The sequence below is a fragment of the Streptomyces sp. NPDC050703 genome, from assembly GCF_040654435.1.
Lineage (GTDB): Bacteria > Actinomycetota > Actinomycetes > Streptomycetales > Streptomycetaceae > Streptomyces.
The window spans coordinates 53,286-78,164 of record NZ_JBFAHX010000018.1; the positions used below are offsets into that span (position 1 = coordinate 53,286).

A 24,879-nucleotide genomic window follows, 5' to 3' on the forward strand; every position below is an offset into this window, starting at 1 on the left:
CTGAGGAGATCAGATCCGCACCGTGGCCGTGCGGCAGGCCCGGCAGTGGCCTGGGCGTGGGGGGCCGCCGACTGCCGGCCGACCGGGGCGCGGAAACCTCGACGCGGCGGACCGAGGTCTGAGCTCACAACTGTCCGGCGGTTGTCCCCACTTGTCCCGGCTGTCTCGCGTGACGCCGGGGTACGGGTGCGCGTTGGACCAGCACGGCACGGCGCGGTACGTCGGAGGTGGGCACGCATGAACGCGGACAGCGGCAACGGCAACGGCAACGGCGGTACGGAACTCGTGGACCCGGTGGACGAACCCGGCTGGGACGTCGACCCGGAGGACGAGATCGCCTCGGTGGTCGAGGCGCTCGGGCGTCAGCAGAAGCGGTGGCGCGAGGCTGCCGGGGTGAGTGTGGTCGAGTTCGCCGACGCGATCGGGTACGGCGAGGACCTCGTGCGGAAGGTGGAGCGCGGGGCCCGGATTCCTCGTCCGGAGTACCTGGACAAGGCGGACGAGGCGCTGGGAGCGCGGGGGTTCATCTCCGCGATGCGGGAGGAGATGGCGAAGGCGCGGTACCCCAAGAAAGTACGGGAGCTGGCCAAGCTGGAGGAGCGGGCGATCGAGCTCCAGGCGTACGGAAACCACAACCTGCATGGGCTGTTGCAGACGCAGGAGTACGCGCGGGCGCTATTCAATATGAAGCAACCCACCTACGGACAGGAGCAACTGGAGCGTGGGCTGGCTGCACGCATGAGCCGGCAGTCAATCTTCGAGCGGTCGCCCGGTCCCGCACTCAGCTTTGTCATGGAGGAGGGGACTTTGCGGCGCCCCCTCGGGGGAAGAATGGTGTGGCGGCGACAACTCGAACGGCTGCTGGAGTTGGGTCAGTCGCGGAACGTCGCACTCCAGGTGATGCCGACCGATCTTGGGGAGCACGCCGGAATGGAGGGCCTGATCCAGGTGTTGAAATTCGGGGACGGCACAGCGGTGGGGCGCTCCGAAGGCGCGTTCAACGGTCGTCCCGTATCCGACCCGAAACAGCTCCGCGTCCTCGAACTGCGGTATGGCATGATCCGGGCCCAGGCTCTCCCGCCAAGAGAGTCGCTGGCCTTCATCGAGCGAATGCTGGGAGAGACATGACCCTCAAGCCCGCTGCCGGGAACGCGTCCGAGCTGGAGTGGATCAAGAGCAGCTACAGCGACAGCAGCGACATCAACGACTGCGTCGAGGTCGCCACCTCCCGTGACACTGTCTTCGTCCGCGACTCCAAGAATGCCCGGGGCCCCCGCCTCACGGTCACCCCCACCGCCTGGGCCGACTTCATCACGTACGCCTCCCTGGCCTGACCCGGAGGACACATGACCGGCAAGCCGACCGCCGAAGAGGCTGCCACGCCGGACTGGTTCAAGAGCAGCTACAGCAGCAGCAGTGAAGGTGACGATTGCGTCGAGGTCGCCGCCACCCCCGTCACCGTCCACGTCCGCGACTCCAAGCACACCCGAGGCCCCCAGCTCACGGTCACCCCCACCGCCTGGACCGACTTCATCACGTACGCCTCCCTGGCCTGACCCGGAGGACACATGACCGGCAAGCCGACCGCCGAAGAGAGTGCCACGCTGGACTGGTTCAAGAGCAGTTACAGCAGCAGCAACGAGCCCGGTGACTGCGTCGAGGTCGCCGCCACCCTCGGCACCGTCCACGTCCGTGACTCCAAGGACACCCGAGATTCCCAGCTCACGGTCACCGCGACCACCTGGGTCCACTTCGTCACGTTCGCCTCCCTGGCCTGACCTCGGCCAGAGAGGCGCGCCCGCCCCGCGGCTACAGCACCGGCAGGTTCTTGCGGAGTTCGAAGGCCGTGACCTCGGAGCGGTACTCCTCCCACTCCTGCTTCTTGTTGCGCAGGAAGAAGTCGTAGACGTGCTCGCCCAGCGTCTCCGCCACCAGTTCCGACTTCTCCATGAGCGCGATCGCCTCGCCCAGGTTCTGCGGGAGCGGTTCGATGCCCATCGCGCGGCGCTCGGCGTCGCGGAGTGCCCAGACGTCGTCGTCGGCGCCCGGCGGCAGCTCGTAGCCCTCCTCGATGCCCTTGAGGCCGGCGGCGAGGAGTACCGCGTAGGTCAGGTAGGGGTTGGCGCCCGAGTCGATGGAGCGGACCTCGACGCGGGCGGAGCCGGTCTTGCCCGGCTTGTACATCGGCACCCGGATCAGCGCCGAGCGGTTGTTGTGGCCCCAGCAGATGTACGAGGGGGCCTCGCCACCGGCGCCCGCCGTGCGCTCCGAGCCGCCCCAGATGCGCTTGTAGGAGTTCACCCACTGGTTGGTGACCGCCGAGATCTCCGCCGCGTGCCGCAGCAGGCCCGCGATGAAGGAGCGGCCGACCTTGGAGAGCTGGTACTCGGCACCGGACTCGTAGAAGGCGTTGCGGTCGCCCTCGAAGAGGGACAGGTGCGTGTGCATGCCCGAGCCCGGGTGCTCGGAGAACGGTTTCGGCATGAAGGTCGCCTGGACGCCCTGTTCGAGGGCGACCTGCTTCATCACCAGGCGGAACGTCATGATGTTGTCCGCCGTCGACAGCGCGTCGGCGTAGCGGAGGTCGATCTCCTGCTGGCCCGGCGCGCCCTCGTGGTGGCTGAACTCGACGGAGATGCCCATGGACTCCAGCATCGTGATGGCCTGGCGGCGGAAGTCCATGCCCACGTTCTGCGGGGTGTGGTCGAAGTAGCCGGAGTTGTCGGCGGGCGTCGGCCGCGAGCCGTCCAGCGGCTTGTCCTTCAGGAGGAAGAACTCGATCTCCGGGTGCGTGTAGAAGGTGAAGCCGAGGTCGGAGGTCTTCGCCAGGGCACGCTTGAGCACGAAGCGCGGGTCCGCGAAGGACGGTGAACCGTCCGGCATCAGGATGTCGCAGAACATACGGGCCGTACCGGGGGCCTCCGCGCGCCAGGGCAGTACCTGGAAGGTGGAGGGGTCCGGCTTGGCGATCATGTCCGACTCGTACACCCGGGCGAAGCCCTCGATCGCAGAACCGTCGAAGCCGATGCCCTCGTCGAAGGCCTGCTCCAGTTCGGCCGGGGCCACCGCCACCGACTTCAGGAAGCCGAGGACGTCCGTGAACCACAGGCGTACGAACCGGATGTCGCGCTCCTCCAACGTACGGAGCACGAATTCCTGCTGCTTGTCCATCTTCCGCTTCCACCCATCCTTGCTGGTCAGGCCGCCTGCTCACATGCCACGGGACGCACCCGGCACACGAGCATCCCACTCCTCGGTTTCGCGCGCGTTGCGGACCCGTGCCGCGGTGTCCCGGGCCGTGCCGCTTGCCACTCCGTGCCGGTGCCGCTTGCCGCTCTGCACCGGTGCCGCTTGCCGCTCTGCGCTCGCGTCGCGTGCCGCTCTGTGCTCGTGTCGCGTGCCGCTCTGTGCCCATAGTGCCTGCTGGACGGCGCGGCCGTAACGGCGGTGGGCCCCGACCCCCGTCGCTATAACTTGCATCTGAGATGCTAATTTAGGCTCCGAAACCGACAAGGGGGGCGCAACCCGCCCTTACCCGCCTCCCTTCTCTCCTTCCCCCCTGACATCTTCGGAGCCGAGGAGCCCACCTTGCTGACAGAGCAGTCCGCCGCGACCGTCCGCGCCACCCTTCCCGTGGTCGGAGCCGCCATCGGCGAGATCACCGAGCGCTTCTACGACCGGCTCTTCACGGCACATCCGGAGCTGCTCAAGGATCTCTTCAACCGGGGCAACCAGGCCGCGGGGACGCAGCGGCAGGCGCTCGCGGGCTCCATCGCCGCCTTCGCGACGTACCTGGTGGAGCACCCCGACGAGCGGCCCGACGTGATGCTCAACCGCATCGCGCACAAGCACGCGTCGCTCGGCGTGGCCCCCGAGCAGTACGAGACCGTGCGCCTGCACCTCTTCGCCGCCATCGCCGAGATCCTCGGCGACGCGGTCACCGCCGAGGTCGCCGCCGCCTGGGACGAGGTCTACTGGCTCATGGCCAACGCCCTCATCGCCATCGAGGCCCGACTCTACGCCGAGCACGGCGCCACCGCGGCCGGCGGCACCTGGCGGGACTGGGAGGTCGTCGAACGCGTCGAGGAGACGCCGGACGTCGCCACCTTCCGCCTCCGCCCCGCCGACGGCGGGCCCGCGCCCGCCTTCCGCGCCGGGCAGTACGTGTCCGTGCAGGTCGAACTGGGTGACGGGGCGCGGCAGATACGGCAGTACAGCCTGTCGGGGGCGGCGTCGGGCAGGGACGGGGAGGACGGCGAGGACGGGGACGTGCGGCAGTTCAGTGTGAAGCGGGTTTCGGGTGGCGGTGCGGACGTCGGTGCGGGTGCTGCCGGGGTGTCCGCAGCGCCGGACGGGGAGGTCTCCCATCATCTGCACGCGCGCGTGAGGGAGGGTTCCGTGCTGCGGGTCTCCGCGCCTTACGGGGATCTCGTCCTCGACGGTCTCGACGCCGACGCGCCGCTCCTGCTCGCCTCCGCCGGCATCGGCGTCACGCCGATGATCGCCATGCTGGAGCAGCTCGCCGCCGCCGGGCACCGCGGCCCCGTCACCGCCCTGCACGCCGACCGCTCCCCCGCCGAGCACGCCCTGCGCGACGACCACGAGGCGTACACCGCGAAGCTTGCGGCGGGTGCCTCGTACTTCTTCTACGAGCGGCCCGACGCCGGGCACCCCGCTGAACTCACCGGGTTCGCCGACCTGGCCGCGCTGCCGAAGATCCCGGCGGGCACGCGCGCGTACCTGTGCGGGCCGCTGCCCTTCATGCGGGCGGTGCGTACGCAGCTCATCGAGCGGGGCGTCGCCGCCGCCGACATCCACTACGAGGTCTTCGGGCCGGATCTGTGGCTGGCGGGGGTCTGATGGGGGTGTGATGGGGGGTGTGATGGGGGTCTCGGAGTCGGGTGCCTCGGGTGGGGTGAGCCGTCAGGGACGTGAGGGCTCGGGGCGCGTGGTCAGGTCGAGGAGCAGCGGGCCCGTCGGTGAGGCCACGATGTCGGCCACCGTCAGCGGGTCCAGGGAGGCGTAGAAGGCCTCCTGGGCGGCGCGGAGGGCGCCGCGGAGGCGGCAGGCGCCGGCCAGGGGGCAGGGCGTCGAGCCCTCGCACTCCACCACGTCGCCGTCCCCCTCGAAGGACCTCACCAACGCGCCGACCGACGCGGTACGGCCCGCCTCCGTGAGCGAGAGCCCGCCGCCCCTGCCGCGGCGGGCCTCCAGCAGGCCCATCTTCTGCAGCTCGGCGACGACCTTCGCGGCGTGCGTGTACGGGACCGCCACGTCCGCGGCCACCTCGCGCGTCGTGGGCGCCGTACCGCCCGCCACGGCCAGGCGCATGAGCGTGCGCAGCGCCAGGTCGGTGGATCGCATGAGCCGCATGGCTTGAGCGTAGATAATCGGCATCCCTGGCTCAAATTTGCGGGTGGGTGAGGGTGAGGGGCGAGGTGGGGGCCGGGGTGGAGCCGGGGTGGACCCTGGTGGGGCTGGGGTGGACCCGGGTTGGGCTGGGGTGGACCCGGGTTGGGCTGGGGTGGACCCGGGTTGGGCTGGGGTGGGGCCGGGGTGGGCCCGGGTGGGGCTGGGGTGGGGCCGGCGGGCTCCGGCGGCGGGTGTGGCCGATGTTTCGTGGAGGGCCTGTTGTCCGTTCCCTCGTCGCTCTACGATCAGCGGACTCGCACGCCCGTTCCCGACCGGTTCCCGGGCTCCCGGCTCCCCGGGCTCTCGGACTCCCGCATACCCGAAGGACGACGCCATGGGCTCCGCCGACAAGTCGCGCAACGCTTCCCGCAAGGCCCGGATAGAGGAGATGCGCCAAGCCGAGCGCGCCCGGGAACGGCGGAACCGGGCCCTGACCATCACGGTCAGCGCGATCGTCGTCGCCGCGCTCGGCGTCGGCGGCTTCGTCCTCTTCTCCCAGGCCTCCGAGGACTCGTCGGACGCGAAGGCAGGATCGAAGGACTGGCCCGCGTTCAAGGTGAACGAGGACGGCGAGAAGGTCTGGGGCAAGCTCGGCCGCACGCACGTCGCCGAGAAGGTCGACTACCCCATGAGCCCGCCGGTCGGCGGTGACCACAACCAGGTGTGGATGAACTGCAACGGCGACGTCTACGACCACGAGCTCTCCGAGGTGAACGCCGTGCACTCCCTGGAGCACGGTGCCGTCTGGGTCACGTACAACGACAAGGCCGATCCGGCCGACCTGAAGAAGCTGAAGGCCAAGGTCAAGGCGACGCCGTACTCCCTCATGAGCCCCGTCAAGGATCAGAAGGACCCCGTCATGCTGACCGCGTGGGCGCACCAGCGGGCCGTGACCGGGGCCGATGACCCGAAGGTCGGGGAGTTCTTCTCGAAGTACGTGCAGGGCAAGCAGACGCCTGAGCCCGGGGCCGCGTGTACTAACGGGCTGGCCAAGTGAGGGATGCGGGGTCGGGCGCGAGGTCGGGGTCGGACGCGGGCGCGGGGGCGGGTTCGGGCGCGGGGTCGGGTTCGGGTGCTGGTGCGTTTCGGCGGTGCCGGGTCGCCTGGGCCGTCGGTGCGGTCCTGGCGGTTGTCGCCGCCTGCGGGGTGACGGTGGCCGTGGCCTCCGCGTCCTCCTCCGGTGGCGGTGCGGGTACGCCTGCCTCCTCGTCGGCCGACGCCGGCTTCGCGCGGGACATGGCCGTGCATCATCAGCAGGCCGTGGAGATGTCGTACATCGTGCGGGACCGCACCTCCGACGAGGAGATACGGCGCCTCGCCTACGACATCGCCCAGACCCAGGCCAACCAGCGCGGCATGCTGCTGGGCTGGCTGGACCTGTGGGATCTGCCGAAGGTGCCGGAGGGGGCGCCGATGGAGTGGATGGGCATGGGGGACGCGCCGCCGGGTGCCGACGGGGCACTGATGCCGGGCATGGCGACGAACAAGGAGCTCGCGCGGCTGGGGCGGCTCAAGGGCAAGGACGCCGAGATCCTGTATCTGCGGCTGATGACGCGGCATCACCGGGGTGGGGTGCACATGGCTTCGGGGTGCGTGCGGCGGTGCGGGGTTTCCGCGGAGCGGCGGCTGGCCAAGGGGATGGTGGAGTCGCAGGAGTCGGAGATCGTGCTGATGGAGAGGTTGTTGCGGGCGCGGGGGGCCGGGGGGTAGGCAGAAGGGAGCGGACGGTCCGAGGAAGACGGTCCGAGCCGTCCGAGCCAGCTGAGCCGTCCGAACCGACCGAGCCGTCCGAACCGACCGAGCCGTCCGTCGTGGGCGCCCTGGGGCGTCCTTTGGGGCGGGGCCGCGCCGGTATGTCCGTCCTCGCTATCACGGTGCGGGCGTCTCGCTGCTTCGGTGCCCCGAGCCGTACCACTGTGCTCCGGGCGGAAATACCGACACGTCCCCTCCCGTCTCGATCGCGTCTGCGGCCCGGCCCCCACCATTCACCCCCTCCCGTCCCGATCACGTCTGCGACCCGGCCCCCACCATTCACCCCCTCCCCTCCCGATCACGTCTGCGACCCAGCCCCCACCATTCACCCCCTCCCGTCCCGACCACGTCTGCGGCCCGGCCCCTACGCCCACCGCTCGACGCGGGGCAAACGGGCGGGTGGGTGGGAAACATCCGCCGCGGAGCGGCGGGGCAGGATAGGCCGCGGGGCGAACGGGTGGGTGGGTGGGAGACACCCGCCGCGGAGCGGCGGTCCAGGGCAAGCCCCCGGGTGAGAGATAGCCGCCGCGGAGCGGCAGGGCGGGGCAGGGCAGGACAGGCCGCGGCGAGCTAAAGGTGTCCGCCCCCGAGAACCGCCTCCGCCACGTCCCCCGGACGATCCCGCATCACCAGGTGCCCGCAGGGCCGAAGCACCCGCAGGGACCCCCCGAGGCCAGAGGCCAGCCCCCGCTGGCGAGCGACCCACCCCCGCTCCGACGGCCCCGCGGCGGCCGCGAGCACCGTCACCGGCAGCCCCGCGCCCAGGGGGACGTCACGCCGGAGGCGGGACAGCTCCGCGGCGGCGTCGCCGTACGTCACGTACTCCATGAGCGAGGCCCGCCACACCCGCCGGCTCCCGTACAGCGAGGCCCACGGAGTGGGCGCCAGGCGTCGCCGCAGCGCGGGCCCGACCGCCCGCGGCACGCCCACCGCCCCCAGCAGCGCCCCGCACACCCCCGCTCCCCCGGTCCTGACCCCCCGGGGCACGATCACCCGCGCCCGCTCCTCCACACTGGAGTCGACCAGGACGAGCCCGGCCGTCCGCCGCGGATACAGCCGCGCGAACGCCTCCGCGTGGAACCCCGCGAGCGAGTGCCCGACGACGGTCGCCCGCGGCGCCCCGCCGAGCACGGCGTCGAGGATCTGCGAGATCCGTGCCGCTTCCGCCCGCAGGGTGGGCGCCACGCGCGCGTGGCCGCTGAGCCCGAGCCCCGGCCGGTCGAAGCGGACGACGGTCCTGTGCGGCGCGAGCAGCGGCACCACCGGGTCCCAGTCGAACCAGCCGAGGCCCAGCCCCGCGCTCAGCACGCACACCGGCCCGCTGCCCGTCACCCGGACGTGGTGCGGTACTCCCCCGATCCGTACGAAGGTCACGTCCGCCGCTCCTTCGAACGCCGCCCGGCCGCCAGTGACCACGCGAGGACCGCGACCCACACGGCAATGACCAGCACCTGGAGCCGCTGCCCCGCCCCGAGCCCCCACGTCCCCCGCCCGGCGGAGAACGCGGCGGCCGATGCCAGCGTCCACACGGTGGCCACCGCCTGGACGGCGAGCAGGGCGGGACCCACCGACGCAAGGACCGGCGGGCGCCCGGCGCTCCGCCGCGCGGCGAGCGTCCAGGCCACCATGGCGAGCAGCGCCCCCGCGATCGCGAGGCCGCTGCTGACCGCGTGGGCGGCGTGTGTCCAGGGCACGTCACCCGCGGCCTCCCGCGCCGCGCACCCCGCGGACGCGGTCGGCGCACAGCTCAGCGGCAGCCGCGAGTCGGCGGCGGTGGCTGCCCCGAAGAGAGCGAGCCCGGCCCAGCCCACCGAAGCCCACCCCCGCGCCGCTCGCCGGAGGAGCGCCGTCACCGCGCCCGCGAGGAGAAGCAGCCCCGCGAGGAGGTCTGCCGTGCGGAAGAACGTCCCGTACGGCTCCCCCTCGGCGGCGAGTTCACTCACGTACGAATGAAGGGGTGGGAGCCCGGTGGGCAGGACCGCCTCGGCCGTCCAGCTGCTGTAGAGGAGCGCGCCGAGCAGCAGGAGGACGGGCACGGTGCGCGCCGTGGCGGCGCGGTGCTCCTGCTGAGGGCGCATGGCCACCGTCGTGGAGGGGGAGCTCGGAAGGCCCATGCTAGGCGCCCGCTGTCCGCACCGGCCGGCCCGCGCCGACGGGCACGGTCGCCGGGGCGGCGCGTATCAGCGGGGGTGCGGCGGTGGCGTGCCGGGCCGTTCCGTCCGTGGTCGTCATGCGTTCATGATCGGCGCCACGGCGGGCGCGCGCACGTCGCGACGTACCTGGCGGGGTACGTACGCGGACGTTGCGGCCGACGCGCGGGTCGCGCCAAGCGGCCGGCGCCTGCGGGTGGGAAACCCATACTGTGGGAAACCCGTACCGGGGGCCCGAAAGCCGCGGCCATGACACGCGCGGGAGCCGCCGGGCACGCCCGGCCCGGTATCGCGTCGCATTGACGATTACACTGGGCGCGTGCCTCAACTACGCCTCGCCCTGAATCAGATCGACTCGACCGTCGGCGATCTCGCCGGGAACGCCGAGGCGATCGTCCGCTGGACCCGGCACTCCGCCGAGCAGGGAGCGCACCTCGTGGCGTTCCCCGAGATGGCGCTGACCGGGTATCCCGTCGAGGACCTCGCGCTGCGGTCGTCCTTCGTCCACGCCTCGCGCAGAGCGCTGCACGCGCTCGCCGCGCGGCTGCGGGACGAGGGCTTCGGTGAGCTGCCGGTCGTCGTCGGGTATCTCGACCGCACCGAGGAGGCCAAGCCCCGCTACGGCCAGCCCGCGGGCGCGCCGCGCAACGCCGCGGCCGTGCTGCACCGCGGCGAGGTCGTGCTGACGTTCTCCAAGCACCACCTGCCCAACTACGGCGTCTTCGACGAGTTCCGCTACTTCGTGCCGGGCGAGACCCTGCCGATCGTGCGGGTGCACGGCGTCGACGTCGCCCTCGCCATCTGCGAGGACCTCTGGCAGGACGGCGGCCGCGTCCCCGCGACCCGTACGGCGGGCGCGGGCCTGCTGCTCTCCGTCAATGCCTCGCCGTACGAGCAGAACAAGGACGACCAGCGGCTCGAACTGGTCCGCAAGCGCGCCCAGGAGGCCGGCTGCGTCACCGCGTATCTCGCGATGATCGGCGGGCAGGACGAGCTGGTCTTCGACGGCGACTCGATCGTCGTGGACCGGGACGGCGAGGTCATCGCGCGTGCCCCGCAGTTCGCCGAGGGCTGTGTCGTCCTCGACCTGGAGCTTCCGGCCGCCGCCGCGACGCCGCCGTCCGGTGTCGTGGACGACGGGCTGCGCATCGAGCACGTCACCCTCTCCGAGGAGCCCCTGCCCCGTTACGAGGCCGAGCTGACCGGTGGGTACGCCGAGCGGCTCGACGACGACGAGGAGGTGTACTCGGCGCTGGTGGTGGGCCTGCGGGCGTATGCCGCGAAGAACGGTTTCAGCAGCGTCCTGATCGGCCTCTCCGGCGGCATCGACTCGGCGCTCACGGCCGCCATCGCCTGCGACGCGCTCGGCGCGCGGAACGTGTACGGGGTCGCCATGCCGTCCCGCTACTCCTCCGAGCACTCCATCAGCGACGCGGAGGAGCTGGCGCGCCGCACCGGCTGCAATTTCCGGACCGTCTCCATCGCCCCGATGTTCGACGCCTATATGGGCGCGCTCGGGCTGACCGGTCTCGCCGAGGAGAACCTCCAGTCGCGGCTGCGCGGCACGCTGCTGATGGCGCTCTCCAACCAGGAGGGCCACATCGTGCTCGCGCCGGGCAACAAGTCCGAGCTGGCGGTGGGGTACTCGACGCTGTACGGCGACTCGGTGGGCGCGTACGGGCCCATCAAGGACGTCTACAAGACGGCGATCTTCCGCCTCGCGCGGTGGCGCAACCGCGCCGCCGAGGAGCGCGGGCAGACGCCGCCCATCCCGGAGAACTCCATCAGCAAGCCGCCGAGCGCGGAGCTCCGGCCCGACCAGGTCGACACGGACTCGCTGCCCGACTACCCGGTCCTCGACGGCATCCTTGAGCTGTACGTCGACAAGGACCAGGGCGCCGACGCGATCGTGGCCGCGGGCTACGACCGTGAGCTGGTCACGAAGACGCTGCGGATGGTGGACACCGCCGAGTACAAGCGGCGCCAGTACCCGCCGGGCACGAAGATCTCCGCGAAGGGCTTCGGCAAGGACCGGCGTCTGCCGATCACCAACCGCTGGCGCGAGAGCGCCGAGGGCTGAACCCTCCGACCCCCGCGCACGCATACGCGCATACGCGTACGGCCTGCCCCGCCGGTCACCGGCGGGGCAGGCCGTAGTTGCGTGGGGGGGGCGGTCCCGGTCAGCGGTGGAACGGTTCCGGTCAGCGGTGGGACGGTTCTCGCACGCGGGACGAGCCCGATGCGACCAGGCGTTCGGCGCCGGGCGCGGGGGCCCTGCGGTCCACGAGGTACGCCGCCGCGGCCACCGCCAGGCCGAGGACCGCGAGGATCGCGCCCGTGACCGCGGGCGAGGTCACGCCGAAGCCGGCCGCGAGGGCGAGCCCGCCGATCCAGGCGCCGCCCGCGTTGGCGAGGTTGAACGCCGCCTGGTTGGCGGACGAGGCCAGCGACGGGGCCGCCGACGCCTTCTCCATGACCATGAGCTGGAGCGGCGAGCCCGTCGTGAACGCCGCCATGCCGAGCAGCGCCACCGCGAGGGCCGCGCTCCACCCGGTGCTCATCAGGAGCGGGAAGAGGGCGAGCACGGCGGCCAGCGCGATGAGGCCACCGAAGAGCGTGCCGCGCAGGGAGTGGTCGGCGAGCCGCCCGCCGAGCAGATTGCCCGCGGTGGCGCCCACGCCGAACAGCGCGAGGAGCACGGTGACGCTGGACTCGGCGTAGCCGGCGGCGTCGGTGAGCATCGGCGTGATGTAGCTGTACGCGGCGAAGAGCGCGCCGAAGCCGGCGACGGTCGTGCCGAGGGCCAGCCACACCGGGCCGGCGGCGAGCGCCCGCAGCTCACCGCGGACGCCGACCGCGTCGCCGTGGCCGTGGTCGGCGGGGACGAGCAGGGCGAGCGCGGCGATGGCGGCGAGCCCGATGGCGCTGACCGCGAGGAACGTGGCGCGCCAGCCGAGCTGCTGCCCCATCGCGGTGGCGACGGGCACGCCGACGATGTTGGCGACGGTCAGGCCGAGGAACATCAGGGAGACCGAGCGGGCCTTGCGCTCCGGGCCGACGAGCCCGGTGGCGACGACCGCGCCGACGCCGAAGAAGGCGCCGTGCGGCAGGCCGCTGACGAAGCGGGCGGCGAGGAGCGAGGTGTTGTCGGGGGCGACCGCGGAGAGCGCGTTGCCGACGACGAAGAGCGCCATGAGGCCGATCAGGACGCGGCGGCGCGGCAGCTTCGCGGTGACGGCGGCGAGGAGCGGGGCGCCGATGACGACGCCCAGTGCGTACGCGGACACGAGGTGACCGGCGGTGGGGATGGATATGTGCAGGTCGTCGGCGACGTTGGGCAGCAGGCCCATCATCACGAACTCGGTCGTGCCGATGCCGAAGGCGCCCACGGCGAGGGCGAGCAGGGCCAGGGGCATGAAGAAGTACCTCTCACGGAAGCGGGGGCGGGCCAGGGGCCGGGCGTGACCGGCGCGGGCCGCGGAGAGCGGGGACGGAGGAGCGGACGCGGTCTATAAGTTTACGTACGGAACAAACTCGCGCGCATCCAGTATTCCGTGCCGCCGGAACCGGCCGAGGACGCCCCGGGGCCCGGCCCGGCCCTCGCCCACGGGCCTGCGTGAGGCCGCGCCCTACGACGTGAGGTCGACTCGGGCCGCGATCGGCAGGTGGTCGCTGCCGGTCTCCGGCAGCGTCCAGGAGGAGACCGGCTCCACGCCCTTGACCATGATCTGGTCGATGCGCGCCATCGGGAACGACGCGGGCCAGCTGAAGCCGAAGCCGTCGCCCGCCGCGCCCTGCGTGGAGCGCATCTGGGAGGTGACCGCGTTCAGGGCGCGGTCGTTCATCGTGCCGTTCAGGTCGCCGAGCAGGACGACCTTGCCGAGCCGCTCGTCGGCGATGGCCTCGCCGAGCGCGTCCGCGCTCTCGTCACGCTGGCTGGCGGTGAAGCCCGCGTCGAGCTTCACGCGCACCGAGGGCAGGTGGGCGACGTACACCCCGACCTCGCCCTTGGGCGTGGCGACCGTCGCGCGCATCGCGCGCACCCAGCCCAGCTTGATGTCCACGGGCCTGCTGTCGGTCAGCGGATACTTGCTCCACAGGCCGACCGTGCCCTTCACCGAGTGGTACTTGTACTGCCCCGCGAGGGCCTTCTCGTACGTGGGGACGGCGTCCGGGGTCAGCTCCTCCAGCGCGACCACGTCGGCGCCGGAGGAGGCGACGTCCCGGGCGGTGCCCGTCGGGTCGGGGTTGTCCGCGTTCACGTTGTGCGTGGCCACGGTGAGGTCGCCGCCTGCGCCCGACTTGTCGCTGATCAGGCCGCCGAACGAGTTGAACCAGATGATGGTCGGCAGCAGCAGGGCGATCAGCGCGGTCGCCGACTTGCGGACCACGGCGATCACGAGCAGCACCGGCACGAACACGCCGAGCCAGGGCAGGAACGTCTCGGTCAGGCTGCCGAGGTTCCCCACGTCGTTCGGGATCTGCGCGTGGAACAGCATCACCAGGGCGATGAGGACCGCGGCCCCCGCCGTGACCAGGCCACGCCGCCAGATGCCCGGATCGCCGCGCCAGCCGTCGAGCGCGCGCCGCAGCCGGGAACCCGGGCGCTCCGGCTCCGGGCCGCCGCTGTCCGTCTCCGTCACATACGCCTGCTGCGCCATGCCTAGTCGCCTCACTGACTGCCGTGCACACCGTCACTACCGCCCCGGGAAACCCTAGGCGATGATCGGTGCCGTTCCTGCCGTCCGCGACGGCCCTACTGGCACGAGGACGAGCGGGGCGACGCGCGAGGTTCCTGAACCGTGCGCGGGACGGTCCGCTGTGACGAAACGCGCATACTCGTCGCCGGCCCCGCACTCAGGGCTGGGGGCGCAGCCCTTCCAGGACGGTGTCCACGATGCGCTCGGCGAGATCGTCGTCGAGCGGCGCGTCGGGCCGCATGACCGTGCGCAGCAGCATGGGCCCGACGAGCAGGTCGTTCGCCATCTCCGGGTCCACGTCGGCGCGCAGCTCGCCGTTGGCCGCGCCCCGCCGCAGCACGTCCAGGGTGAGGCGGCGGCGGGGGTCGATGACGGTGGCGTGGTACGCCTCCCAGAGCTTGGGCAGGGCCTTCATCTGCGCGAAGACGTTGTGCAGCAGGGCCGAGGAGCGCATGGTCAGGCCGCGGCGGCGCAGCCCCTCCAGGAGGCGGACGAGGTCGTCCCGCATCGAGACGCCGGGCAGCTCCTGGTCGGGCTCCTCGAAGGCGCGCAGGACGTCCACGAACAGGGCCTCGCGGCCGTCCCAGCGCCGGTAGATGGTGGCCTTGCCGACCCCGGCGGTGCGGGCGATCCGCTCGATGGACAGCTCGGTGAGCGGAACGCCCTCGTCCACGAGCCGCAGGACCGCCTCGATGATCGCCTGCTGCACGGCCTCGCTCCTGGGGCGCCCGGGGCCCCCCTTGGACACCGGGGCCCCCTCCACGGGGTGTGCGTCCTTGGCGATGTGGACCACGTCGTCTCCGTCTCTCCCGGCACCTGCGGCCGGGACGATTCTCTCAGTGTCCGGCGCCCACGGGCTCCGCCTCCTTCGCCCGCGGCTCCGGCTCCTGCGGCACGCGGCCCGGCAGGAAGAGGAAGACGACCACGGCGCCGATCACGGCGACGCCCGCGCCCCACAGCGCCGTCACGTGCATGGCGTGCAGGAAGGAGTCGTTGGCCGCGGCCACCAGGGGCTCGCCCCGGGGCCCGAGCTTCGCCGCGACGCCGAGGGTGGCCTCGATGGACTCGCCCGCGGTGTGCCGGGCGCCCTCGGGCAGCAGCGTCAGCTCGTCCTCGACGCCGTTGCGGTACGCGGTGGAGAGCACCGAGCCGAGGACCGCGATGCCGAGGGCGCCGCCGACCTGCCGGAAGGTGTTGCTGAGCGCGGAGGCGGAGCCCGCCTTCTCGCGCGGCAGGGCCTGCATGATCACGACGCTGGTCGGCGTCATGATGTGCGCCATGCCCGTGCCCATCAGGAAGAAGATGACCTCAAGGACCCAGATCGGCGTATCGGCGTCCAGGATCGTGAAGGACGCGAGGGTCGCCATCACCAGCAGCAGCCCGCCGGTGCAGACCGCGCGGACGCCGAAGCGGTCGACGACGAGCCGCGCGCGGGGCGCGAAGATGAGCTGGGCGACGGCGAGCGGCAGCATCAGCAGACCGGTCTGGAGCGGCGAGTAGCCGCGCACGCTCTGGGTGTAGAAGACCGCGAAGAAGGTCACGCCCATCAGCGCGAAGAAGACGAGCGCGATGGCGCTGATGGCCGCCGAGAACACCTTGTTCTTGAAGTAGGTGACGTCGACGGACGGGTGGTCGCTGCGCTTCTCGTGGAACACGAAGGCGACGAGGACGGCGAGGCCGCCGAGGGCGGTGCCGAGGACCGCGGGGTCGGTGAAGTCGGCGAGCTGGCCGCCCTTGATGATGCCGTACACGAGCAGGACGAGGCCGATGACGGACAGCGCGACGCCCACGAGGTCGATGCGGCCCGGCTTCGGGTCGCGCGAGTCGGGCACGAGCCAGATCATCAGTGCGACGGCGACGACCACGATCGGCACGTTGATCAGGAAGACCGAGCCCCACCAGAAGTGGTCGAGGAGCACGCCGCCGGTGATCGGGCCGATGGCGATGGCGAGGCCGACGCCGCCCGCCCAGATGCCGATGGCCTTCGGCTGCTCCTCGCGTTCGAAGACGTGCATGAGGACGGCGAGCGTCGCCGGCATCACGAAGGCCGCGCCGAGGCCCATCACCGCGCGGAACGCGATGAGCTCCACGGGCGAACCGGACTGCGCGGCGAGCGCGGAGCCGATGCCGAAGACGACGAGCCCGGCGAGCAGGACCTTCTTCCTGCCCAGCCGGTCGCCGAGCAGGCCCGCCGTGAAGAGCAGCCCCGCGAAGACGAGCGTGTAGGAGTTGATCGCCCACTCCAGCTCGCTCTGGGTGGCGCCGAGGCCGGTCGGCTCGGGGGTGGAGATCGTCTTGATGGCGACGTTCAGGATCGAGTTGTCGAGCACCACGATCAGCAGGCTGAGCATGAGCACCCCGAGGATCGCCCAGCGGCGCCGGTGCACGGCTTCGGGGATGCGGGGAGGGGTGGGCAGGGCTGAGGTTGACATGTGCCGAGCGTAGACCTATTTCGATACGAGACCGTCTCGTATTGGAAAGACTTTACCCAGTGGCCTCGGCGGGGCCGCCCTACGGTTCACGGCTGGACGCCGGACGGTTCACGGCTGGGCGCGGGACGGTCGATGGCCGGACGCCGGACGGTTCATGGCTGGACGCGGGAGGGTCGACGGCTGGACGCCGGGTGGATCGCTGCTGAACTGTGCGGTGCCGGTCGCGGGACGCACTAGCCCCGGAGCGGTGCCCGGTGTCACCATGGAAGTGGTCCGGGGACGCCGACAGGGCGCCTCGAGATGACATGAAGGAGCCGTTGCGATGACGCAGCTCTCGGCTGCCCAGATGAGCGCCGACGCCCCGCGGAACCCCGACAGCAGCAAGGCGCTGTACGGCGGCAAGGGGACCCGGCGGATCACTGTGCGCGACATCACCGCCGCCAAGGAGCGCGGCGAGAAGTGGCCCATGCTCACCGCCTACGACGCGATGACCGCGTCCGTCTTCGACGAGGCGGGCATCCCCGTCATGCTCGTCGGCGACTCGGCGGGCAACTGCCACCTCGGGTACGACACGACCGTGCCCGTCACCCTCGACCAGATGACCATGCTGTCGGCGGCCGTCGTACGGGGCACGAGCCGTGCCCTGATCGTCGGCGACCTGCCGTTCGGCTCGTACCAGGAGGGCGCGGTCCAGGCGCTGCGCTCGGCGACCCGGCTCGTGAAGGAGGCGGGCGTCGGCGCGGTGAAGCTGGAGGGCGGCGAACGCTCCCTCCCCCAGACCGAGCTGCTCGTGCAGTCCGGCATCCCCGTCATGTCGCACCTCGGCCTGACCCCGCAGTCCGTGAACACCATGGGCTACCGGGTCCAGGGCCGCGGCGACGAGGCGGCGCACCGCCTGCTGCGGGACGCCAAGGCCGCGCAGGACGCGGGCGCGTTCGCCGTCGTCCTCGAACTCGTCCCCGCGGAGCTGGCCGAGGAGGTCACACGCTCCCTCCAGATCCCGACCGTCGGAATCGGCGCGGGCGCCTCGTGCGACGCGCAGGTCCTGGTCTGGACGGACATGCTGGGCCTCACCGGCGGCAAGATGCCGCGCTTCGTGAAGCAGTACGCGGACCTGCGGGGCGTCATGACGCGGGCGGCGCGGGCGTTCGCGGAGGACGTCGTGGAAGGGGCGTTCCCCGCGGCGGAACACGCGGTCCACTAGAGCTGGCCGGGGGCCTGGCCGGCTCGCCCGACGGCGACGTCAGCCGTGCCGGCGGGCCTGCGGGGTGCGTGGCCCGGCCGGCCCACCCTGGCGTGTGAGTCGGCGCGGCACAGCGCGGCACCATGGCACCCCGTCGACCTCCCCCGCCGGCGGGCTGCCCGGCGGTGGCCTGCCCGGTGGGGGGGGGCTGCCCGGTGGGGGGGCTGCCCGGTGGGGGGGCTGCCCGGCGGTGGCCTGCCGGTGGGGGGCTGCCCGGTGGGGGGCTGCCCGGTGGCGGGCTGACCAGCGGCGAGCTGACCGGCGGTGGGCCGACCGGCGATGGCCTGACCGGCGGCCGTTTCCCGCCCCGCCGCTTCGCGGCGGATTCTCCCCCACCCACCCGCCCGATACCCCCAGCGGGACGGCTCCGTAGGGGCGGCGGGCGCCAAGCCCAGTCGCGAAGCGACGGGACAGGGAACAGCCGCGGGGATTCGGGCGGGCGGGTGGGAGACATCCGGCGCGAAGCGGCGGGGCAGGGAACGGCCGCCGAGGTTCGGGCGGGTGGGCGGGAGACGCCCGGCGCGAAGCGGCGGAGCAGCGGCGAAGCGGCGGCGGCGAAGCGGCGGAGCAGCGGCGAAGCGGCGGCGGCGAAGCGGCGGAGCAGGGACAGCCGCCGGGTGCCCCCGGGGCCCCACCGAACCGCCGCCCCACGGCCAGAAGCGGAGGTCCCTGCCGAGCCAGGGCCCCGCCGAGCCAAGGGCCGCACAAGGCGGACCGCCGACCCTGTCGGTGGGATGTCGGCCGATTGTCGGTGCCGCCTGGCATCTTGTTCGGCATGACGCGAATCGACAAGAACCCCGGCAGCGCAGGGAGCGCGGTCACCGTAAGGGGACTGGTCAAGCACTACGGCGAGACCAAGGCACTCGACGGCGTGGACGTCGACGTACGCGAGGGCACCGTCCTCGGCGTGCTCGGTCCGAACGGCGCCGGCAAGACCACCCTCGTACGCTGCCTGTCCACCCTCGTCAAGCCGGACGCCGGCACGGCCGTCGTGGCCGGCTACGACGTGGTGCGGCAGCCCCGCCAGCTCCGCCGCGCGATCGGCCTCACCGGGCAGTATGCCGCGGTGGACGAGAAGCTCTCGGGCCGCGAGAACCTGTACATGATCGGGCGCCTGCTCGACCTGTCCCGCAAGGAGGCCAGGGCGCGCGCCGACGGCCTCCTGGAGCGGTTCTCCCTGACCGAGGCGGCCAAGCGCCCCGCGAGCACGTACTCCGGCGGTATGCGCCGCCGCCTCGACCTGGCCGCCTCGATGATCGGCAGCCCGGCCGTGCTCTATCTGGACGAGCCGACGACCGGCCTCGACCCCCGCACGCGCAACGAGGTGTGGGCCGAGGTCAAGCGCATGGTCGGCGACGGCGTGACCGTGCTGCTCACCACGCAGTACATGGAGGAGGCCGAGCAGCTGGCCTCCGAGCTGACGGTCATCGACCGCGGCAAGGTCATCGCCAAGGGCGGCATCGAGGAGCTCAAGGCCAAGGTCGGCGGTCGCACGCTGCGTATCCGTCCGGCCGACCCGCTGGAGCTCGGCCCGCTGGCGGACGCCCTCGACGACCTGGGTCTGACCGGTATCGCCACGTCCACGGTGGACTCCGAGACCGGCACGGTCCTGGTGCCGATCCTCAGCGACGAGCAGCTGACCGCGGTGGTCGGCGCGGTCACGGCGCGCGGCATCACGATCGGCTCGATAGGCACCGAACTGCCCAGCCTGGACGAGGTGTTCCTCTCCATCACCGGCCAGAAGGCCAGCTCCCCGCAGGACGCCCGCCCCGAACTGGAGGAGGTTGCCGTATGAGCAGCACCACTCTCACGCCGCCCCTCCACGAGGGAGAGGCCGACGCCCGCATCGGGCTGCGCGACCACGTGCGGCACACCAGCGCCCTGGTCCGCCGCAATCTGCTGTGGATTCGCCAGGACCCGGAGTCGATGTTCGACGCGGTCCTGATGCCGATCGTCTTCACGCTCCTGTTCGTGTATGTCTTCGGCGGCTCCATCGGGCAGGCGCTCGGCGGCGGCCAGGACCAGTACGTGCAGTACGTGGTCCCGGGCATGATGGCGATGATGAGCCTGAACATCGCCATGGCGGTCGGCACGGGGTTCAACCAGGACTTCCAGACCGGCATCATGGACCGCTTCCGCACCCTGCCGATCGGTCAGGGCTCGGTCCTCTTCGCCAAGATCGTGGTCGAGCTGATGCGGATGCTCATCGCGACGACGATCATGATGATCGTCGGTGTCCTGGTCGGTTTCGACATCACGAACTGGGCCGGTCTGCTGGCCGCGGTGGGCCTGTCGGCACTCTTCGGCTCCTCGATCATGTGGATCTTCCTGGTCCTCGGCGTCACCATGAAGAGCGCCCAGTCCGTGCAGGCGATGGGCTTCCTGGTCCTGATGCCGCTCCAGTTCGGCTCGTCGATCTTCGCGCCGACCCAGTCCATGCCGGGCTGGCTCCAGGCCTTCACGGACTACAACCCGCTGTCCTCGCTCGCGGACTCCGCGCGCGGCCTGATGGTCGGCGGCCCCGTGGCGCACGACGTGTGGGTGACGGTCGGCTGGTCGGTGGTGCTCACGCTGGTGATGGCGCCGATCGCGATGCACAAGTTCCGCAGCAAGAGCTGACCCCGGCACACACCCCTATGGCTGCGGCCCGGTGCACAGGGCCACCGCCCCCTCCACCGTCAGTCCGACGCCCTCCGCGTACGCGGCCTCGTACCGCGCGGTGCCCAGCGCCGTGCGGGCGAGGCGTTCGGCGGTGTCGCGGATGTCGCGCTCGGTGGCGTTGGAGGCGTGCCCTGGCGGCAGTTCCCGTGCGGCGGCCCCCAGGAGGCGCGCCGCGTCCTCGGCCCGCGCGCCGTCGTCCAGGCTCGCCATGGCGAGCGCGGCGATCCGCAGGTGGACGGCGGCGCCCTGCGGGGCGACGATCCGGGCCAGTGACTCGCGGCTGCCCGCCAGTGCCTCGCCCGCCATGGCGAGCCCCTGCGCGGGCCGTCCGTCGAGCGTGGCGATCCATGCCTCGATGCCGAGGACGAAGCTGTCGAAGACCGCGTAGCCGATCAGGCCGAACTCGTTGCGGAGCACATCGAGCTGGTCGCGCGCCTCGGCGATCCGGCGGGTCCGCCCGAGGCCGCTGACGAGGTAGAGCCTGGCGGCGGGCACGGCCTCGCCGGTGGGCACCCGGCCGTTCTCCTCCAGGACCTCCCGCAGCATCGCCTCGCCGCGCTCGAAGTCGTCCGACTCCAGGAGGGCCGAGCCGAGGCGGGCCTTGAGGACGGCGACCTGTGCCTGGGCCCCGAGCCGGGCGGAGTACTCGGCCGCGGCCTCGAAGTCCGCGGCCGCCAGGGCGAACTCGCCCCGCTGCTCATGGGACTCCCCGCGCGCCGACAGGGCCTCCGCGATGCCCCACATGTCCCCGAGGTCCTCGAAGACCCGCAGCGCCTCGTCGGCGTCGCGCCGGGCGTCGCCCGCCCAGTCGCCGCGGTTGGCGAGGAGGTTGGCGCGCATCTGGAGGGCGGCGGCCAGCTCCCACCGGTAGCCGAGGGCGCGGCAGGTGGCGACGGTCTCGTCGAGGGTGACGCGCAGCAGTTCCATGTCGCCGCCGAGGAGCACCGCGAAGAACCAGAGGTTGCCCGGTGTGCGGCAGGTCTGCGGCAGGCCGGGGCGGTAGACCGTCCTGATGCCGCGCAGCTTCTCGTCGGCCTCCGGCGTCTTCCAGTCGTCCATGTCCATGTCCATGCAGGACAGCTGGAGCAGATGGGCGCCGCGGCGCGCCTCCTGGAGGACTTCGCGGCGCATCGGGGGCGGTGCGGCCGTGCACGGCTCGTACAGGGGCGGTGCGGAGACGTGGGGGGGCGTGAAGGGGTCGGGGCCGAGGGCGGTGACGTCGCGGGACCAGTTGCGCGTCTCCAGGCGCAGGCCGCGTATCTGCCAGTACCAGGAGAGGGAGAGCACGAGGCAGAGGGCCTCCTGTTCGTCCCGTGCGGCGACGGCGTGCCGCAGGGCGGTGCGGACGTTCTCGTACTCGGTCTCCAGGCGTTCGACGGCGGTGAGCTGGCCGCGCCCGCGCAGTTCCGGGTCGGTGGTCCGCGCCACCTCGCGGTAGTGCGTGAGGTGCGCGCGTTCGGCCCCGGTGCGGTCGCCTGCCTCGTCGAGCCGCTCGCCCGCGTACTCGGCGACGGTCTCCAGGAGGCGGTAGCGCATGCCCTCGCCGGGCAGCGGCGAAGGGGCGGCGACGACGAGGGACTTGTCGACGAGGGAGCCGAGCAGGTCGGCGACGTCGTACGCGCCGTCGGCCGTGGCGCAGACCGCTTCGGCGGCCGGCAGGTCGCAGCCGCCCGCGAAGACGGAGAGGCGGCGCAGTACGGCCCGTTCGGCGTCGTCGAGCAGTTCCCACGACCAGTCGACGACCGCCCGCAGGGTCTGCTGGCGGGGCAGGACGGTGCGGGCGCCGCTGGTGAGGAGCCGGAAGCGGTCGTCGAGGCGGTCGGCGATCTGCCGCAGGGTGAGCAACCGCAGTCGGGCGGCGGCGAGTTCGATGGCGAGCGGGAGGCCGTCGAGGCGCCGGCAGATCTCGGCGGCGGCGTCCGGGTCGCCGTCGACGGTGAACCCGGGTCTGGCGGCGGCGCCGCGCTCGGCGAGGAGGCGCAGCGCGACCGGTTCGGGCAGCGGCTCGACGGGGCGCAGCGATTCGCCGGGGACGCCGAGGGGTTCGCGGCTGGTGGCGAGGATGCGCAGGTCGGGGCAGCGGGCGAGGAGTTCGTCGGCGAGGCGGGCGGCGGCTCCGACGACGTGCTCGCAGTTGTCCAGGATGATCAGCATGCGGCGCCCGGCGCAGTGTTCGACGAGGCGGACGACGGGGTCCTCGCCGTGCCGCTCGGAGAAGACCCGCATCTCCTCGGCGCCGGCGCCGCGCAGTACGGTCTCGCGGGCGCCGAGCGCGGTGAGGACGGCCTCGGGAACGTCGGCGGGGTCCTCGACGGGGGCGAGTTCGGCCAGCCACACGCCGCCGGGCAGGTTCTCCGCGACGGCTTCGGCCGCTTCCTGCGAGAGCCGTGTCTTCCCGGCGCCGCCGGGGCCGAGCAGCGTGACGAGCCGGGCCCGCGTGAGGTCGTCCCGCAGCGCGTCGATGTCGGCCTCGCGCCCGACGAAGGAGGTCAGGCGGGCGCGGAGGTTGCCGGTCCGGCGCGGTGCCCGTGCCGCGGCGGGGCGGCCGGGTGCGCGGTCGGGCGGTTCCGGGGCCCGGAGCAACTCCTGGTGCAGGGCGCGCAGTTCGGGACCCGGATCGGTGCCGAGCCGGTCGGCGAGGAGGCGCCGCACACCGTCGTACGCGGCCAGCGCCTCGGCCGCGCGTCCGGCGTCCCTGAGCGCGCGCAGCCGCAGGGCCTGCAGCGGCTCGTCGAGCGGGTGGGCGTCGCACAGCGCGGCCAGCTCGGGCAGCGCCTGCTCCGCCCGTCCCAGGGCGAGGGCGGCCGCCGCCCGGGTGCGCAGGGCGTCGAGGCGGCGTGCCTGCCGGCGGGTGGCTTCGGCCGTGCGGTCGGGCAGGTCGGCGAGGGGTTCGCCGCCCCACAGGGCGAGTGCGTCGTCCAGGAGCCCGGCCGCCTTCGCCGCGTCCCCGGCGGCCAGTGCGCCCGCGCCCTCGCCCACCAGCCGCTCGAAGCGGAAGACGTCCACGTCGTCGGGGTCCGCGCGGAGCTGGTATCCGCCGTCCACCGAGGCGATGACGCCCGGCCCCAGCGCCTTGCGGAGCCTGCCGACCAGGGCCTGCAGCGCGCCGGGCGCGTCCGCGGGAGGATCGGCGGCCCAGACCTCGTCGACCAGGGCGGGGGCGGGCACCGCGCGGCCCGCGCGCAGGGCGAGCACCGTCAGGAGGGCGCGCACGCGGGGCCCGCCTACCGCGACGGGGGTGCCGTCGGGGCGGATTGCCTGGGTCGAGCCGAGGAGCCGGTAGCGCACGGCCCCATTGTCACCTCCGCGCGCCCCGTCGCCGTCATGCGCCCGTCCGCCGCTCCCTGGCGTCCGGCCTCCCCGGAACTCCGCGCACGGCGCGAGACGTTTTCGGCGTACGACCCGGTACGGTCGGGCTCGCCCGGCCGTCAGACCTCTGGAGCACCGTCCCATGACCACCGCACCTGCCCGCAGCAGTGACCGGCGGATCAGCCCCGTCTTCCTGGGGATCGCCGCCGTCACGGCGGTCTCCGGCTGGGCCGCCTGGACCGGGTTCGCGGACAGTCCCGGGCTCGCCGTCTTCCTCTTCGTGACGGCCGCCTGGATCGTCTCGCTCTGCCTGCACGAGTACGCGCACGCCCGCACGGCCCTGCACAGCGGCGACATCTCGATCGGCGCGAAGGGCTATCTGACGCTCAACCCGCTGAAGTACACGCACGCGCTGCTCAGCATCGTGCTGCCGGTCCTGTTCGTGATCATGGGCGGGATCGGTCTGCCGGGCGGGGCGGTGTTCATCGAGCGCGGTCGCATCAGGGGCCGCTGGCGGCACAGCCTGATCTCGGCGGCGGGCCCGCTGACGAACGTGGCGTTCGCGGTCGTCTGCACGGCTCCGTTCTGGCTGGACGCGCTGGACGGCGTCCCCGACGCGTTCCGCTACGCGCTCGCGTTCCTCGCCCTGCTCCAGGTGACCGCCGCGATCCTGAACTTCCTGCCGGTCCCCGGCCTCGACGGGTACGGCGTGATCGAGCCCTGGCTCTCGCGCGGCATCCGCCGGCAGGTGGAGCCGTTCACGCCGTTCGGGCTCCTCGCGGTCTTCGCGGTCCTGTGGATTCCGTCGGTCAACGCCGTCTTCTTCGACGCGGTCGACGCCGTCCTGCGGGGCCTCGGCGTGGCGGAGTGGGACACGTACTGGGGCCGGGAGCTGTATCAGTTCTGGGAGGGTTCCCAGGAGGTGCCGCCGCGGCCGGCCTTCTAGGAGGTGGCGCCCGCGGCCCGCCGCGCGTCGCGGGTGGCCTTGGCCTTGCGCAGGTAGAACCACGCCATGTTGGACGACAGGCCCGCGAGCAGCACCCAGACGACGCCGAGCCAGCTGCCCCGCGCGAAGGAGATCACGGCCGCGACGACGGCGAGCGCACAGACCACGAGGGCGTAGAGGGCGAGGCGGGGCATGGGGGGCGGCTCCTGTCGGGTGCGGCGCGGGCGCCTGGGCGTATTGCGGACGTACCCGTCCAGTGTCCCCCATGTGCTCC

The 24,879-nt window shown here is 72.5% G+C and carries 22 protein-coding genes; 12 read left to right on the forward strand and 10 right to left on the reverse strand.

Annotated elements, in window-relative coordinates:
• The first annotated feature begins 237 nt into the window (after positions 1–237).
• From AB0I16_RS18655 to AB0I16_RS18670, 4 genes are read left to right on the forward strand one after another with little or no spacing between them, the layout of a single operon-like run.
• Positions 238–1,128 carry a helix-turn-helix transcriptional regulator gene (locus AB0I16_RS18655; RefSeq protein ID WP_363250498.1) on the forward strand — a complete coding sequence of 297 codons (891 nt, stop codon included), beginning with the start codon at positions 238–240 and terminating at the stop codon, positions 1,126–1,128.
• On the forward strand, positions 1,125–1,334 hold the full coding sequence (locus AB0I16_RS18660) for a DUF397 domain-containing protein (RefSeq protein ID WP_363250499.1): 210 nt from the start codon (positions 1,125–1,127) through the stop codon (positions 1,332–1,334). Before AB0I16_RS18655 ends, AB0I16_RS18660 begins: the two co-directional genes overlap by 4 nt.
• A gap of 12 nt (positions 1,335–1,346) precedes the next feature.
• Complete coding sequence (locus tag AB0I16_RS18665; protein ID WP_363250500.1) at positions 1,347–1,556, forward strand: DUF397 domain-containing protein; 210 nt, start codon at positions 1,347–1,349, stop codon at positions 1,554–1,556.
• 12 nt (positions 1,557–1,568) lie between these two features.
• On the forward strand, positions 1,569–1,778 hold the full coding sequence (locus AB0I16_RS18670; RefSeq protein ID WP_363250501.1) for a DUF397 domain-containing protein: 210 nt from the start codon (positions 1,569–1,571) through the stop codon (positions 1,776–1,778).
• Between the two features lie 31 nt (positions 1,779–1,809).
• Here the strand turns inward: AB0I16_RS18670 and AB0I16_RS18675 are convergent, their stop codons facing one another.
• Complete coding sequence (locus tag AB0I16_RS18675; protein ID WP_062780170.1) at positions 1,810–3,171, reverse strand: glutamine synthetase family protein; 1,362 nt, start codon at positions 3,169–3,171, stop codon at positions 1,810–1,812.
• Between the two features lie 417 nt (positions 3,172–3,588).
• On the opposite strand from AB0I16_RS18675, the gene AB0I16_RS18680 reads away from it, so the two are divergent.
• Positions 3,589–4,860, forward strand: coding sequence for a globin domain-containing protein (locus AB0I16_RS18680; RefSeq protein ID WP_363250502.1), 1,272 nt, complete (start codon positions 3,589–3,591; stop codon positions 4,858–4,860).
• A gap of 63 nt (positions 4,861–4,923) precedes the next feature.
• Here the strand turns inward: AB0I16_RS18680 and AB0I16_RS18685 are convergent, their stop codons facing one another.
• Complete coding sequence (locus tag AB0I16_RS18685) at positions 4,924–5,373, reverse strand: Rrf2 family transcriptional regulator (RefSeq protein WP_363250503.1); 450 nt, start codon at positions 5,371–5,373, stop codon at positions 4,924–4,926.
• Between the two features lie 373 nt (positions 5,374–5,746).
• On the opposite strand from AB0I16_RS18685, the gene AB0I16_RS18690 reads away from it, so the two are divergent.
• Both AB0I16_RS18690 and AB0I16_RS18695 read left to right on the forward strand, forming a co-directional pair.
• Complete coding sequence (locus AB0I16_RS18690; RefSeq protein WP_363250504.1) at positions 5,747–6,409, forward strand: DUF3105 domain-containing protein; 663 nt, start codon at positions 5,747–5,749, stop codon at positions 6,407–6,409.
• Between the two features lie 161 nt (positions 6,410–6,570).
• Positions 6,571–7,122 carry a DUF305 domain-containing protein gene (locus tag AB0I16_RS18695; RefSeq protein ID WP_363250505.1) on the forward strand — a complete coding sequence of 184 codons (552 nt, stop codon included), beginning with the start codon at positions 6,571–6,573 and terminating at the stop codon, positions 7,120–7,122.
• Between the two features lie 612 nt (positions 7,123–7,734).
• On the opposite strand, the gene AB0I16_RS18700 is transcribed toward AB0I16_RS18695, so the two are convergent.
• A complete protein-coding gene (locus tag AB0I16_RS18700; protein ID WP_363250506.1) occupies positions 7,735–8,538 on the reverse strand; it encodes an alpha/beta hydrolase in 804 nt (267 codons plus the stop codon).
• Positions 8,535–9,242, reverse strand: coding sequence for a DUF998 domain-containing protein (locus tag AB0I16_RS18705; protein ID WP_363250507.1), 708 nt, complete (start codon positions 9,240–9,242; stop codon positions 8,535–8,537). Before AB0I16_RS18705 ends, AB0I16_RS18700 begins: the two co-directional genes overlap by 4 nt.
• A gap of 391 nt (positions 9,243–9,633) precedes the next feature.
• Here AB0I16_RS18705 and AB0I16_RS18710 point away from each other — a divergent pair, with 391 nt between their 5' ends.
• Positions 9,634–11,394 (forward strand): NAD+ synthase, encoded by a 1,761-nt coding sequence (locus AB0I16_RS18710; protein ID WP_363250508.1) that lies wholly within the window; start codon positions 9,634–9,636, stop codon positions 11,392–11,394.
• A 121-nt stretch (positions 11,395–11,515) separates the two neighbouring features.
• Here AB0I16_RS18710 and AB0I16_RS18715 read toward each other — a convergent pair whose 3' ends face one another.
• From AB0I16_RS18715 to AB0I16_RS18730, 4 genes are all read right to left on the reverse strand, one after another.
• Complete coding sequence (locus tag AB0I16_RS18715; RefSeq protein ID WP_363250509.1) at positions 11,516–12,730, reverse strand: MFS transporter; 1,215 nt, start codon at positions 12,728–12,730, stop codon at positions 11,516–11,518.
• A gap of 213 nt (positions 12,731–12,943) precedes the next feature.
• On the reverse strand, positions 12,944–13,975 hold the full coding sequence (locus AB0I16_RS18720; RefSeq protein WP_363250510.1) for an endonuclease/exonuclease/phosphatase family protein: 1,032 nt from the start codon (positions 13,973–13,975) through the stop codon (positions 12,944–12,946).
• Between the two features lie 196 nt (positions 13,976–14,171).
• A complete protein-coding gene (locus AB0I16_RS18725; RefSeq protein ID WP_363250511.1) occupies positions 14,172–14,723 on the reverse strand; it encodes a TetR/AcrR family transcriptional regulator in 552 nt (183 codons plus the stop codon).
• A gap of 127 nt (positions 14,724–14,850) precedes the next feature.
• Positions 14,851–16,446: an MFS transporter gene (locus AB0I16_RS18730; protein WP_363250512.1), complete on the reverse strand. Its 1,596-nt coding sequence runs from the start codon at positions 16,444–16,446 to the stop codon at positions 14,851–14,853.
• 322 nt (positions 16,447–16,768) lie between these two features.
• On the opposite strand from AB0I16_RS18730, the gene panB reads away from it, so the two are divergent.
• The 3 genes from panB (at position 16,769) to AB0I16_RS18745 (ending at position 20,308) form a co-directional block, all read left to right on the forward strand.
• On the forward strand, positions 16,769–17,650 hold the full coding sequence (panB, locus tag AB0I16_RS18735) for a 3-methyl-2-oxobutanoate hydroxymethyltransferase (protein WP_363250513.1): 882 nt from the start codon (positions 16,769–16,771) through the stop codon (positions 17,648–17,650).
• 814 nt (positions 17,651–18,464) lie between these two features.
• Positions 18,465–19,484, forward strand: coding sequence for an ATP-binding cassette domain-containing protein (locus AB0I16_RS18740; RefSeq protein ID WP_363250514.1), 1,020 nt, complete (start codon positions 18,465–18,467; stop codon positions 19,482–19,484).
• The gene (locus tag AB0I16_RS18745; RefSeq protein ID WP_363250515.1) at positions 19,481–20,308 is read left to right on the forward strand and encodes an ABC transporter permease; all 828 of its coding nucleotides are present in this window, start codon (positions 19,481–19,483) and stop codon (positions 20,306–20,308) included. The genes AB0I16_RS18740 and AB0I16_RS18745 overlap by 4 nt, the downstream gene beginning before the upstream one ends.
• Positions 20,309–20,323: 15 nt before the next feature.
• Here AB0I16_RS18745 and AB0I16_RS18750 read toward each other — a convergent pair whose 3' ends face one another.
• Positions 20,324–23,638, reverse strand: coding sequence for a BTAD domain-containing putative transcriptional regulator (locus AB0I16_RS18750; RefSeq protein ID WP_363250516.1), 3,315 nt, complete (start codon positions 23,636–23,638; stop codon positions 20,324–20,326).
• A gap of 163 nt (positions 23,639–23,801) precedes the next feature.
• On the opposite strand from AB0I16_RS18750, the gene AB0I16_RS18755 reads away from it, so the two are divergent.
• Complete coding sequence (locus AB0I16_RS18755) at positions 23,802–24,605, forward strand: site-2 protease family protein (protein ID WP_363250517.1); 804 nt, start codon at positions 23,802–23,804, stop codon at positions 24,603–24,605.
• Here the strand turns inward: AB0I16_RS18755 and AB0I16_RS18760 are convergent.
• Positions 24,602–24,799: a hypothetical protein gene (locus AB0I16_RS18760; protein WP_363250518.1), complete on the reverse strand. Its 198-nt coding sequence runs from the start codon at positions 24,797–24,799 to the stop codon at positions 24,602–24,604. The genes AB0I16_RS18755 and AB0I16_RS18760 overlap by 4 nt on opposite strands.
• Positions 24,800–24,879: the final 80 nt, after the last annotated feature.

Excerpts from the sequence above, each read along its gene's own strand:
- AB0I16_RS18760 (WP_363250518.1), bottom strand. The coding sequence starts at position 24,799 with ATGCCCCGCCTCGCCCTCTACGCCCTCGTGGTCTGTGCGCTCGCCGTC.
- AB0I16_RS18740 (WP_363250514.1), top strand. The coding sequence starts at position 18,465 with ATGACGCGAATCGACAAGAACCCCGGCAGCGCAGGGAGCGCGGTCACC.
- AB0I16_RS18755 (WP_363250517.1), top strand. The coding sequence starts at position 23,802 with ATGACCACCGCACCTGCCCGCAGCAGTGACCGGCGGATCAGCCCCGTC.
- AB0I16_RS18670 (WP_363250501.1), top strand. The coding sequence starts at position 1,569 with ATGACCGGCAAGCCGACCGCCGAAGAGAGTGCCACGCTGGACTGGTTC.
- AB0I16_RS18665 (WP_363250500.1), top strand. The coding sequence starts at position 1,347 with ATGACCGGCAAGCCGACCGCCGAAGAGGCTGCCACGCCGGACTGGTTC.
- panB (WP_363250513.1), top strand. The coding sequence starts at position 16,769 with ATGACGCAGCTCTCGGCTGCCCAGATGAGCGCCGACGCCCCGCGGAAC.
- AB0I16_RS18715 (WP_363250509.1), bottom strand. The coding sequence starts at position 12,730 with ATGCCCCTGGCCCTGCTCGCCCTCGCCGTGGGCGCCTTCGGCATCGGC.
- AB0I16_RS18660 (WP_363250499.1), top strand. The coding sequence starts at position 1,125 with ATGACCCTCAAGCCCGCTGCCGGGAACGCGTCCGAGCTGGAGTGGATC.
- AB0I16_RS18705 (WP_363250507.1), bottom strand. The coding sequence starts at position 9,242 with ATGCGCCCTCAGCAGGAGCACCGCGCCGCCACGGCGCGCACCGTGCCC.
- AB0I16_RS18685 (WP_363250503.1), bottom strand. The coding sequence starts at position 5,373 with ATGCGGCTCATGCGATCCACCGACCTGGCGCTGCGCACGCTCATGCGC.
- AB0I16_RS18745 (WP_363250515.1), top strand. The coding sequence starts at position 19,481 with ATGAGCAGCACCACTCTCACGCCGCCCCTCCACGAGGGAGAGGCCGAC.
- AB0I16_RS18730 (WP_363250512.1), bottom strand. The coding sequence starts at position 16,446 with ATGTCAACCTCAGCCCTGCCCACCCCTCCCCGCATCCCCGAAGCCGTG.
- AB0I16_RS18690 (WP_363250504.1), top strand. The coding sequence starts at position 5,747 with ATGGGCTCCGCCGACAAGTCGCGCAACGCTTCCCGCAAGGCCCGGATA.
- AB0I16_RS18720 (WP_363250510.1), bottom strand. The coding sequence starts at position 13,975 with ATGGCGCAGCAGGCGTATGTGACGGAGACGGACAGCGGCGGCCCGGAG.
- AB0I16_RS18675 (WP_062780170.1), bottom strand. The coding sequence starts at position 3,171 with ATGGACAAGCAGCAGGAATTCGTGCTCCGTACGTTGGAGGAGCGCGAC.
- AB0I16_RS18655 (WP_363250498.1), top strand. The coding sequence starts at position 238 with ATGAACGCGGACAGCGGCAACGGCAACGGCAACGGCGGTACGGAACTC.